General features: G+C 46.1%; 9 protein-coding genes. 1 reads left to right on the forward strand and 8 read right to left on the reverse strand.

Annotated elements, in window-relative coordinates; all coding sequences use genetic code 11:
• Positions 1-13: 13 nt before the first annotated feature.
• The 4 genes from AC0QUU_RS10590 to AC0QUU_RS10605 are packed head-to-tail and all read right to left on the reverse strand — an operon-like array spanning position 14 to position 4,359.
• The gene (locus tag AC0QUU_RS10590) at positions 14-1,027 is read right to left on the reverse strand and encodes an NAD(P)H-dependent glycerol-3-phosphate dehydrogenase (protein ID WP_474542684.1); all 1,014 of its coding nucleotides are present in this window, start codon (positions 1,025-1,027) and stop codon (positions 14-16) included.
• Between the two features lie 6 nt (positions 1,028-1,033).
• Positions 1,034-1,690: a glycerol-3-phosphate 1-O-acyltransferase PlsY gene (plsY, locus tag AC0QUU_RS10595; protein WP_474542685.1), complete on the reverse strand. Its 657-nt coding sequence runs from the start codon at positions 1,688-1,690 to the stop codon at positions 1,034-1,036.
• 5 nt (positions 1,691-1,695) lie between these two features.
• Positions 1,696-3,024 carry a ribosome biogenesis GTPase Der gene (der, locus tag AC0QUU_RS10600; protein ID WP_474542686.1) on the reverse strand — a complete coding sequence of 443 codons (1,329 nt, stop codon included), beginning with the start codon at positions 3,022-3,024 and terminating at the stop codon, positions 1,696-1,698.
• Positions 3,025-3,045: 21 nt separating this feature from the next.
• Positions 3,046-4,359, reverse strand: coding sequence for a DUF512 domain-containing protein (locus tag AC0QUU_RS10605; RefSeq protein ID WP_474542687.1), 1,314 nt, complete (start codon positions 4,357-4,359; stop codon positions 3,046-3,048).
• Positions 4,360-4,614: 255 nt separating this feature from the next.
• Here AC0QUU_RS10605 and AC0QUU_RS10610 point away from each other — a divergent pair, with 255 nt between their 5' ends.
• A complete protein-coding gene (locus AC0QUU_RS10610) occupies positions 4,615-5,802 on the forward strand; it encodes a ribose-phosphate pyrophosphokinase (RefSeq protein ID WP_474542688.1) in 1,188 nt (395 codons plus the stop codon).
• 19 nt (positions 5,803-5,821) lie between these two features.
• Here the strand turns inward: AC0QUU_RS10610 and AC0QUU_RS10615 are convergent, their stop codons facing one another.
• The 4 genes from AC0QUU_RS10615 to smc form a co-directional block, all read right to left on the reverse strand.
• Positions 5,822-6,316 carry a DUF1653 domain-containing protein gene (locus AC0QUU_RS10615; protein WP_474542689.1) on the reverse strand — a complete coding sequence of 165 codons (495 nt, stop codon included), beginning with the start codon at positions 6,314-6,316 and terminating at the stop codon, positions 5,822-5,824.
• 68 nt (positions 6,317-6,384) lie between these two features.
• A complete protein-coding gene (gene ilvA / locus AC0QUU_RS10620) occupies positions 6,385-7,599 on the reverse strand; it encodes a threonine ammonia-lyase (RefSeq protein ID WP_474542690.1) in 1,215 nt (404 codons plus the stop codon).
• Positions 7,600-7,657: 58 nt separating this feature from the next.
• Entirely contained in the window at positions 7,658-8,590 is a 933-nt protein-coding gene (gene ftsY, locus AC0QUU_RS10625; RefSeq protein ID WP_474542691.1) for a signal recognition particle-docking protein FtsY, read from the reverse strand.
• Between the two features lie 98 nt (positions 8,591-8,688).
• Positions 8,689-12,249, reverse strand: coding sequence for a chromosome segregation protein SMC (smc, locus tag AC0QUU_RS10630; RefSeq protein WP_474542692.1), 3,561 nt, complete (start codon positions 12,247-12,249; stop codon positions 8,689-8,691).
• Positions 12,250-12,258 lie beyond the last annotated feature (9 nt).

Raw genomic sequence — 12,258 nt, forward strand, 5'->3', positions numbered from 1 at the left:
TCTTATTCAAAATTTATTCTTCCCACTGAAGGGCATGGTTCTCACTTCTGGATTCCCGCATCATCAGATCGTCTACAGCCTCAGCCGGAGCCTTGCCTTCAAAGAGCACCTTGTTTACTTCCTCTACAATCGGCATGGACACCTGATATCTTTCTGCCAGTTTTGCTGCAGCCTTTGCAGAGTAAACACCTTCCACTACCATCTTTACCTCATCCATCGCCTCCTGGACAGACTTTCCCTGCCCGATCAGATATCCTGCTTTCCGGTTGCGGCTGTGGACACTGGCACAGGTTACAATCAGATCGCCGATTCCTGTAAGACCGGTAAAGCTTTCAATTTTTCCGCCCATTTTCACGCCCAGTCTTGCAATCTCCGCGATTCCTCTTGTAATCAGCGCTGCTTTTGTATTGTCTCCGTATCCCAGTCCGTCTGCAATTCCCGCTGCCAGAGCAATAACATTTTTCAGAGAGCCGCCCAGTTCAATGCCGAGAATATCCGGGCTTGTATATACACGGAATACTTTGCTGATAAACATGGACTGCAGGTATTCTGCGGTCTTTCTTGTAGCTGCTCCGATCACACAGGTCGTGGGAAGCCTTCTGCCGACTTCCTCTGCATGGCTTGGTCCGGACAGTACTGCCACATCTGCCTGGGGAATCTCCTGCCTTATCTGCTGAGACAAGGTCATAAGAGTAGATTCCTCAATTCCTTTTGCCACATCCACAATAATCTGTCCCTCAGTTACATAGGGGCTCATTTTTGCCGCTGTTGATCTTGTAAATGGTGACGGTACAGCCAGTACAAGAAAATCTTTTCCCTGTACCGTGTCTTCCAGATCTCCTGTAATCTGCAGCTGATCCGGCAGCTTTACGCCGGGCAGCTTTGTTTCATGCTCCCGTTTTTCATTTAACATTTTCACTTCATTTTCATCAATAGACCACATTGTGACCTGATGTCCGTTGTCGCTGAGAAGAACCGACAGTGCAGTTCCCCAGCTTCCTGCTCCCAGTACGCCTGCTTTTGCCATAACCCTTTACTCCTTTTTCTTTGCTCCGAATTTATTTTCCGTTCCCTTCAGAAGACGCCCGATATTCGCTCTGTGACGGTACCATGCAAGAGCGGTCAGAAGGAACAGAATTCCATAAAGTTCATACCGGTACCCGGCCTCCATGTCCAGCCATCCAAGCTGTCCGATTATAATCATTTCAATCAGGAACGCTGTATAAGCCAACAGAGAACCTACAGATATGTATCTTGTTATAAGGACAGGCACGAGAAAAAAAGCAAGTGTCACCGGAATCATCAGAAGACTGGACGGCAGATGCCAGAAACTGTTGACCAGAACAAGACCTGCCATTACCGCAATTCCTTTCCCTCCTTTGAACCCCATGTAAAAGGGAAAGTTATGTCCCAGGGTTACCCCGGCTCCCGCGTACATAGTCAGGAGCGGACGGCAGTCGCTCCCCCGGTACATATAGTACACAATCAGAAAGGCCGCCACACATTTGAGCACATCGCCTGCAAATGTCAGGAGTCCGGCCTTCCACCCCAGTACTCTCAGCGCATTTGTTGTTCCTGCATTGCCGCTCCCTTTTTTCCGGATATCCACATGACTCATTTCACCGATCAGATACCCGGTCTGAAGCAGACCGCATACATACCCTACCGCAAGACAGACTAAACGTTCCATATACTTTACCGCTCCTTTTCCTTTCTCTCTCTGATAATGAACCGAAGCGGGGTTCCACGGAATCCGAACGCCTCGCGGATCTTATTTTCCAGATATCTGGTATAGGAAAAATGCATCAGTTCCTTATCATTTACGAAAATAACAAATGTGGGAGGCTTAACTGAAACCTGCGTAATATAATACAGTTTCAGCCTCTTTCCTTTATCTGAAGGAGGCTGCTGCATGGCAACCGCCTCTGTCATAATCTCATTCAGCACACCGGTGGCAATCCGCATTGTCTGGTTCGCGATTATCATGTCGATCATATCATAGAGACGATTCAGTCTCTGTCCCGTAACAGCAGAGACATACATAATTTCTGCATATGGCATATAGGAAATCACCTGTCTGACCCTGCTTTCGTATTCTCGCATTGTCCGATCGTTCTTTTCAATGGCATCCCATTTATTCACAACGATAATAACGCCTTTGCCTCTTTCATGAGCGATCCCCGCAATTTTGGCATCCTGCTCAGTTACCCCCTCGACAGCGTCAATCACCATAAGCACCACATCTGCACGCTCCACTGCCGTCACAGTACGGATAATACTGTAACGCTCCAGTTCTTCCTTAATCCTGCTCTTTCTGCGCAGCCCTGCCGTATCAATAAACACATACTCTTTCTGGTCATGCACAATGACCGTATCTATGGCATCTCTTGTAGTGCCTGCCACATCAGAAACAATCACACGATTCTCACCAAGAAGGCGATTAATTATAGAGGATTTTCCCACGTTCGGCTTACCTACAATCGCCACTCTCGGACGGTCGTCATCTTCCTCACCGGCCTCATGCTCCGGGAAATACTCCATAACCAGATCAAGCAGGTCCCCGATTCCCAGTCTGGAAGCCGCTGATACCGGCACCGGATCTCCGATCCCCAAATTGTAGAATTCATACACATCCGGCATGTATTTTTCAAAACTGTCTACTTTATTCACTACAAGAACAACCGGTTTGCCCGATCTTCTGAGCATGTCAGCCACTTTGGAATCCGCATCTGTCAGTCCCTGCCTGACATCTGTCAGAAAAAGGATTACATCCGCTGTATCTATGGCAATCTGAGCCTGTTCCCTCATCTGGGACAGGATCACATCCTTGCTGTCCGGCTCAATTCCGCCTGTGTCAATCATTGTAAATTCTTTATCCAGCCAGGTTACATCCGCATAAATTCTGTCTCTTGTAACCCCTGGAGTATCTTTCACGATAGAAATTTTCTCTCCTGCCAGAGCGTTAAACAAAGTAGATTTCCCCACATTTGGCCGTCCGACAATCGCTACTACCGGTTTACTCATCTATCTTTTCCTTCCTTTACCTTAATCATTTAATATCGAATCGATCAGATCCTGTCCGCTTGATTTTACAATATCAACCCGTACTTGTAAAGCTTCGGACAGTTCTTTTACCGTGTAATCATCCAGAAAAACGTCCTCGTCAGCCTTCATCATACTGCAGGGAATCAACAGCCGACTACCCAGTCTTTGCCCTTTCAGCTGTGAGATAATATCCTGTCCGGTAATCAGTCCCGATACGGTAATCCTCTCCCCGAAAAATTCATTTCGAATGCAGTATACATGAATACAGATACCCGGATATTTTTCCTCAATCCTCCGGGCCATACGCGCAAGATAAGGATAGGCCAGCTTTCCCGTAGCAATAGATATAACCTCTTTTTTATCTCCGCCGTCAAGACTCTGGTATACATCTTCAAATTCATTAAGAAGGAGCCGGAGCATCCCCACTCCGTTTTCCAGCTGGAGATATCCGTCATAGCGTTCCTCTTCCGGCAGTTCTTCCTCAGCCAGCAGATACCACTCGTCCCCTGCATGAATAAAATGAAGCCCGTATTCCTGATAAAATTTCTTCTGCCAGCGGTGAATTACTTCCAGTACTTTTACCGCATCTTCTTTTGTAAATGGTTCCAGGGGGCACAACCCTTCTCTGTACTTTGTAAGGCCCACCGGCACAACAGAGACGCTTTTTAAAAGCGGGAGATACCTTCCCAGATCCCGGATGCTTCTCTCCAGTTCTTCTCCGTCATTGATACCCCGGCACAGAACGATCTGACCGTTCATCTCAATGCCGCCCTGATACAGAATGTCCACCTTTTTCAGCGCGTCTCCGGCGAATCGGTTATGAAGCATTCTGCAGCGAAGTTCCGGATTTGTTGTATGAAAGGAAATATTAATCGGCTCCAGACGGTATCGGACAATCCGTTCCACGTCTCTGTCACTCATATTTGTCAGTGTAATATAATTCCCCTGCAGAAAAGACAGGCGGGAATCATCATCTTTAAAGTACAGCGTATCCCGCATCCCCGGAGGCATCTGATCAATAAAACAGAAAATACATTTATTCCGGCAGGAACGATACTCATCCATCAGTCCCTGTTCAAATTCAATCCCAAGCTGTTCGTCCGGATCCTTCTCGATTTCCAGCTCCCATTCTTCGCCGTCCGGCTTCTCGATCAGAAGCAGAAGCTCCTCTTCCTCCACATAGAACTGGTAATCAAAAATATCTTCTATTTCATGCCCGTCAATTGACAGCAGCCGGTCGCCAGGTTCAATTCCCAGTTCCCAGGCAATACTGCCTTCTTCCACAGCCGCTATTTTGTGTATATGTTTCTTCATGTATTTAAACCTGCTCCTCTTCAAAGCATCTTTATATATTTCTGAAATATCCGCTTTCTGCGGAACCATTTCTCTGTAAGTATAACATAATTCCCTTTTCCCGCAAAGGCATGCTTGAATTTCAATATAAAAAATGATATAAAAGATATGTGTTAACCTGACCGGATATAAGCCGGATAGGAAGCATTCTCCGGCTGACAGTATATTGCTTCTGCCGGGGCGAAACTCAAATCTATGTTTATACAGGAGAAAATCATGTCAAATATTGAACTGCTGGAAAAAACCCTTCCCGTGGCCCCGCTGAAAATTGTAGCTATGGAAAGCTGCCGAGATCTGGGCCAGAAGGTGAACGATTATATCGTTTCATTCCGTGAAAACACGATCAATGAAGTTTCCGAATCCTCTCTTTATGTCAATTACAAATCAAACAATTATCTGGTGGACTGCTGCTGCCCTCGTTTTGGAACCGGAGAAGCAAAAGGCATCCTCAGAGAAACGATCCGCGGTACAGATCTTTTTATTATGACAGATGTATGCAATTACAGCCTTACCTATACTGTCAGCGGTCATCTCAACCACATGTCGCCGGACGACCACTATCAGGATCTGAAGCGTATTATTTCTGCAGCAACCGGAAAGGCAAAACGCATCAATGTGATCATGCCGTTTCTGTATGAAAGCCGCCAGCATAAGCGGACCAGAAGAGAATCTCTCGACTGCGCTCTGGCGCTGGAGGAATTAAACGCAATGGGCGTTTCTAATATTATCACATTTGACGCCCATGATCCCCGGGTTCAGAATGCGATTCCTCTGAGCGGATTTGACAGCTTTAATCCGCCCTATCAGTTTTTAAAGGCGCTCTTCCGCGAAGTGCCGGATCTGAAACCGGACAAAGCGCATATGATGATCATCAGCCCGGATGAGGGCGCAATGCACCGTGCTGTTTATTTTTCCAACGTAATGGGCGTTGATATGGGAATGTTTTATAAAAGAAGAGATTATTCCAGAATCGTAAACGGGAAAAATCCGATTGTGGCACACGAATTTCTCGGCGACGACGTGGCCGGAAAGGATGTTATTATTGTTGATGATATGATCTCATCAGGGGAAAGTATGCTGGATGTGGCAAAACAGCTGAAAAACCGCAAAGCCGCCCGGGTATTTGTCTGCACTACTTTCGGTCTGTTTACAGACGGATTCGATAAATTCGATGAATATTATAACAAAGGATATATCAACAAAGTCATCACAACCAATTTAACTTATCTCCCGCCGGAACTTTATGAAAAACCATATTTTATTCAGGCCGACATGAGCAAGTTTCTGGCAATGATTATTGATTCCTTCAACCACGATATTACCATCGGAGCTGTAATGAATCCAACTGATAAAATCCACGCCCTTCTTGACAGATACAAAAACAAAAACGGGGCGCCGGCATAAAGCCGGCAGCCCTGCTTTTTTATCTCAGGCGTCCGCCCTCATATCTCATTTTTGTTCTCAGAAATCTGAGAAGCGCGGCGTACCTTTCTTCCAACGTCTCCGCCCTCTCTGTAAATTCCAGGCTTTCTGCGGCAGCCGTCAGAAATCTGCTGTCAATCTGGGCCTGATGTTTCTGAAGAAACTCTGCCCTTGATTCATTGTCATCCAGATCCAGAAACTCCAGAATCAATTCAGTTGTATTTCCGTGACGCAGCTTTTTCAGACTGTGCTCATCCGTCTGATTCCGGCAGAGCTCAAACCGGTACTTCTGATCCGCATGGGGATATTTCCCGGTATCCAGAGGACTCAGAAAAGATTCAAGAAGGCTTACATATACCTGATGTTCTCCCTGAAGCGCCTCAAAAACAACAACATCCTCTCCCGTTTCAGTACTGATGGCAATATGCAGAATCTTATACTGTTTTCCTTTAAAATGTTTGTAAATATCACCTGGTTTCGGTATTCGTCTGGACATATGCAGCTCCTTTCTGACAATTCTCCCCAAAGGGGACAGACCCCTTTGAAAAAGGCTCCGTCCCCTTTTTAATAAAGTTTTGCGCTGATCAGCTTTGGACGGAATCCTGCTTTTTCTAATGCATCAAGGATTCTGTTTTTATGCTCCGTTCCAAATGCTTCCATTGTAATACGCAGTTCTACTGCCGCATTTCTGTTTGTACTTACAAACTGATTATGTTCCAGTTTGATAACATTGCCCTGTTCATCCGCTATTGTTTTTGCAACCTGTACAAGTTCCCCGGGTTTGTCCGGCAGGAGAACAGAAACAGAGAAGATTCTGTCCCGCTGAATCAGGCCGTGCTGAACAATGGAAGACATAGTAATGACATCCATATTTCCGCCGCTTAAGATGCAGACTACTTTCTTCCCCCTGCAGTCCAGCTGCTTTAATGCAGCCACGGAAAGGAGTCCCGAATTTTCCACGATCATCTTGTGGTTTTCCACCATATCCAGAAATGCGCCGATCAGCTCATCATCCTCTACCAGAAGCATATCGTCCACATTTTCCCGAACATAAGGAAGAACATTGTCTCCTACCGCCTTCACGGCAGTTCCATCAGCAATCGTATTTGCAGAATCCAGTTCCACTACCTCGCCCGCCTGAAGCGCTGCTGTCATACTGGCTGCTTCTGATGGTTCCACACCGATAACCCTGATATTCGGATTCAGCATTTTCGCCAGTGTGGAAACTCCTGCAATCAGTCCGCCGCCCCCTACCGGAACAATAATATAGTCAACTGTCGGAAGCTCCTGCACAATCTCCATTGCAATGGTTCCCTGTCCGGCTGCTACATCCAGATCATTAAACGGATGGACGAAAGTGTAACCGTTTTTCTCTGCAAGCTCACATGCATAATTATATGCATCATCGTACACATCGCCATAAAGAATTACATCGGCTCCGTAGCTTTTTGTCCTGTTCACTTTAATCAGAGGTGTCACTGTGGGCATGACAATGGTCGCCCTGCACCCGAATTTTTTTGCAGCAAACGCCACGCCCTGGGCGTGATTTCCCGCAGATGCCGTAATCAGTCCTCTTTCTCTCGCCTCATCAGAAAGGGTACTGATTTTATAATATGCGCCCCGTATTTTGTAAGCTCCTGTATGCTGCATATTTTCAGGTTTTAAGTACACTTTTCCGCCGCACTGCTCACTCAGATAATCGCTGTAAACAAGCTTTGTAGGATTAGTCACTCTTTTTACAAGTTCACTTGCCTCTTCAAATTTTTCCAATGTCAACATTTTCCTATCCTTCTTTCTGTTCCTAGACTAATTGTTCTGAAACTGTTTCCCGGAGGCTTTATTCTTCCTCTTGATAAAACAGTGCGTTTACAAATTCTTCTGAATTAAATTTCTGCAGATCATCGATAGACTCACCTACACCGATATATTTTACAGGAATGCCAAGCTCTGCCTGTATGGCAACCGCGATTCCTCCTTTGGCCGTCCCATCCATCTTTGTCAGAATCACGCCCGTTATCTCTGCTACTTCATTAAATTCCCTGGCCTGAGCAAGGGCGTTCTGTCCTGTCGTAGCGTCCAGTACAACAAGAGTTTCCCGAAATGCCTCCGGGTACTCCCGGTCAATTACACGGTTGATCTTTTTCAGCTCTTCCATCAGATTCTTTTTGTTGTGAAGCCTGCCTGCAGTATCGCACAGGAGAACATCCGCCTTTCTTGCACGGGCCGCAGCCACCGCGTCATAAACAACCGAAGCCGGATCTGCCCCTTCCTGTCCGCCGATCATATCAACTCCGGCCCGGTTGGCCCACTCTTTAAGCTGCTCTCCCGCCGCTGCGCGGAATGTATCCGCTGCAGCCAGTACTACTTTTTTATTCTGCTGCTTCAGCTTTCCCGCCAGTTTCCCGATAGTCGTAGTTTTTCCCACTCCATTTACTCCAATTACAAACACGACAGAAGTGCGGTTTTCAAATTCATAGGCAGTCTCTCCTACATCCATCTGCTCTTTAATACTGTCGATCAACAGCTGTCTGCACTCAATGGGTTCCCGGATATGTTTCTCCTTCACCTTCTGTTTCAGATCGTCCAGAATCTCCATCGCGGCATGTACGCCCAGATCTCCCATAATAAGTAATTCTTCCAGTTCTTCATAAAAATCATCATCTATTCTGGAAAATCCGTGAAAGATACTGTCCATTCCGGAAACAATATTATCTCTTGTTTTTGTCAGGCCGGAGACAAGCCGCCTGAAAAATCCTTTTTTTTCTTCCATTTCAGTATTTCCGCCTTTCCTTGCTACCTCTTTTCTCCACTTTCCTGAAGAAAACACTTTTCCTTCATATCGTCCGGGACTCCGGGCTGTCCTGCCGTCTACTTATCCAGTTCGTCCTCCAGCAGATCCACGGACACCAGAGTTGACACACCTTTTTCCTGCATCGTAATTCCGTACAGCCGGTCTGCAGAAGACATAGTTCCTCTTCGGTGCGTAATTACAATAAACTGGGTATTCTTTGTCAGTTTATGAAGATACCGGGCAAAACGGCTGACATTATTGTCGTCCAGGGCCGCCTCAATCTCATCCAGAAGACAGAAAGGAGACGGTTTCAGATTCTGAATTGCAAAAAGCAGTGAAATGGCTGTCAGAGCCTTCTCTCCGCCTGAAAGCTGCATCATATTCTGAAGCTTCTTGCCCGGAGGCTGTGCGATAATCCGGATTCCTGCTTCCAGAATATCTTCATCTTCCATCAGCTCAAGGGTGCCTTTTCCGCCGCCGAAAAGCTGGCGGAATACGGTGTTGAATTCCTCGGAAATCTTAGCAAACTGTTCTGCAAACTGTTTTCTCATGGCTGTATCCAGCTCATCAATAATCTGCATCAGGGATTCTTCCGCTTCCACCAGGTCGTCATGCTGCCCCTTAAGAAAAGTATACCGCTCCGAGACATTTTTATAATCTTCTATAGCATTGACATTGACTGTTCCAAGCCTGCGTATCTCTCCTTTGAGATTCTGGATCTGCTTTTTCATATAAGACAGATCGGTCAGATTTGCATCTCTGAGCTCCAGAGCTCTGTTATATGTGAGCTCGTATTCTTCCCACATATAATTAATCTGTTTTTCCGAGGCCTCCTCAAAAGATTCTTTCTGACTGTTCAGACGGAAACATTCTTTATCAAGAGATGAAATATGTTTCGACAAATCTTCCCGCTGTCGGAGAAAATCTTTATGTTTCTGATTCAGCTCCTCCCGCTTTCCTGTCTGAGTCGCGATTTCACCGTTAATCTCTTCAAAAAGCTCGGAAGAATTATCAATCGTCTCTTTCAGTTCCCTGATCTTTTCTTCCTTTTCTTTAATCTCATCGGAAACGGTGCCTTTATTTCTGTCAAGTTCGGAAAGTTCCTGCTCAAATTTCGCCGTTTCTTCCTCTATTCGGATAATATTTTCCTGAATAAAGGAATTCTGCTGTTCCAGACTGGCCAGGGACAGGTGAACCTCTTCCGACTGCTTCATCTGCACAGCTTCCCTTTCCCGCTCATCTTCAAGGAGCTTCTGAAGGGATTCTATTTTTTCATTCCACTCTCTTTCCAGGTTCTGTGATGTTTCCAGTTCCATCTGAATGGAGTCCTCATTGTCTTCAATCTCTCTGAGCTGCGCATCCAGATCAGCCTGCTCCCCGGCATATGCGTCCAGCCGCTGCTTTGCCTCCAGCTGTCGCAGCTGAGCCTGTTCCAGGTTCATTCTCGCTGTATTTTCCACGACAGAAGCCTTTGTGAGACTCTGCTGAATTTCATCAATTTCCGCATAACAGGCAGCGCGCCGGCTTTTTACATCATTGACCTGCTGTTCCATCTCGTCCATATCAGACTTCAGCATGGACACTGTTTTTTCGAACTCTTCAATCTCCCGTCTTCTGCTAAGAAGATTACTGGAATTTTTAAATGCTCCCCCGGTCATTGAACCGCCCGGGTTAATCAGTTCTCCTTCCAGCGTGACCAGTCTCAGTGTCTGTCTGTATTTTCTGGCAATCGCAATCCCATGATCAATATGATCCACCACAATGGTACGGCCAAGGAGCTGCCCTGCAAGTCCTTCAAATCTTTTTTCTACATGAACCAGTGAACTTGCCAGGCCGATCACGCCCGGTTCCCGCAAAGCTTCCTGATTCCGGATAGCACTGCTCCCATGCATACTTGTAAGAGGAAGAAAAGTAGCCCGTCCGAATTTATTATTCTTCAGAAAAGCGATCATTCTCTTTGCGGTTTCCTCATTGTCTGTAACAATATTCTGAATATTGCCGCCTAAAGCAGTTTCTACAGCAATTTCATATTCTTTATCAACTTTAATAATATCGGCCACCACACCGACCAGGCCTTTTTCCCGGTCTTTATTGGCCATAACTTTCCGGATACTGTTTCCGTAACCGTCATAGCGTTCGGTAATATTCTTCAGGGACTCCAGCCGGGAAGATTCTCTGTGATAAGCAGTCTGTCCAATCCGCAGTTTATCCTGTTTTTCTGAAAGCTCATTCTGGAGCCTGCTTATCTCCTGCTCATTCTCCGCAATTCTGGCATTATAAGTTTCAATCTCTTTGCGGACTGCATCCAGCTGCTCTTCATAGTCTTTCAGATTGCTTCCCTGTTTTCTTCCTTCCTCGGCAAGCTGCTGTATAGTCCGGGCAAGAATCTTCTTTCTTGACGCGATCTGATCTTTTGTCGTGTCGTAGTGCTGTATCTTTGCCTTTGTAGACGCGCGGTTTTCCAGAAGCTCCATGATCTCCTGCTTCCCGCTCTCAATGCCGGCAGTGTGCTCTGCAATCTTTGTCTGAACTTCAATCAGCCTTTCTCTGGCCTCCCGGTCTTCCTCCGAAGCCTGAAGCAGCTTTTCCTGCAGGGAATCCTGTTCTTTTTCCAGAGAAGCCTTCTGTTCCTGGCGGGTTTCAATTTCAACACGAACCGTATTTACACGATTGTCATAATGTTCGTCATTCATACGGGCCGTATTAATCTGTTCTTTCAGGACGTTAATCTGTCCTTCCAGCTGCTGTTTCAGAAGGGTTGTCTCATTAAGTTGATTTTTGGCAGTTTCAATTGCCAGATCAATGCCGTCGATTTCTTCCTCAATCGCTTCATACTCCGCTTTCATTTTTTCGTAACGGCCGCCCGCTTCTTCCATTTCTTCGGAAGCCGCGTCATATTTTTCCTGAGTATCCCGGATTCTCTCCTTTAAACGTTCCTCTTCCAGGAGAAACATATTGATGTCATATTTCTTCAGTTCTTCCTTTTTCTTCAGATACTCTCTGGCTGTTTCGGACTGTTTTTCAAGGGGGCCCAGCTGCTTTTCCAGTTCTTTTAATATGTCGTCCACACGGGTTAAATTCATCCGCTCCTCTTCCAGCTTTTTCAGAGAAACGTTTTTTCTCCGTTTGAACTTTACAATTCCCGCCGCTTCGTCAAAAAGTTCTCTTCTTTCCTCCGGTTTTCCGCTCAGAATTTTGTCAATCTGCCCCTGACCGATAATGGAATATCCTTCTTTTCCGATTCCGGTATCATAGAACATCTCATTAATGTCCTTCAGCCTGCACTGCGCGCCGTTAATCAGATATTCGCTTTCCCCGGAACGGTACAGTTTACGCGTAACGGTAACTTCTCCGTATTCCACGGGAAGTTTATGGTCCGAGTTGTCAAGCGTAATCGCAACAGAAGCATAACTGAGCGGCTTTCTGTTTTCCGTACCTGAAAAAATCACATCCTGCATACTTCCGCCGCGCAGCTGTTTAACACGCTGCTCGCCAAGAACCCACCTGACTGCGTCAGCAACGTTGCTTTTTCCACTTCCATTTGGACCTACGATTCCGGTAATGCCGTTGTGAAAGTCAAATTTTATTCTATTGGCAAAGGATTTAAATCCCTGCACTTCAATGCTTTTTAAATACATAAAACACCT

The sequence above is a fragment of the Mediterraneibacter sp. HA8405 genome (assembly GCF_056148955.1).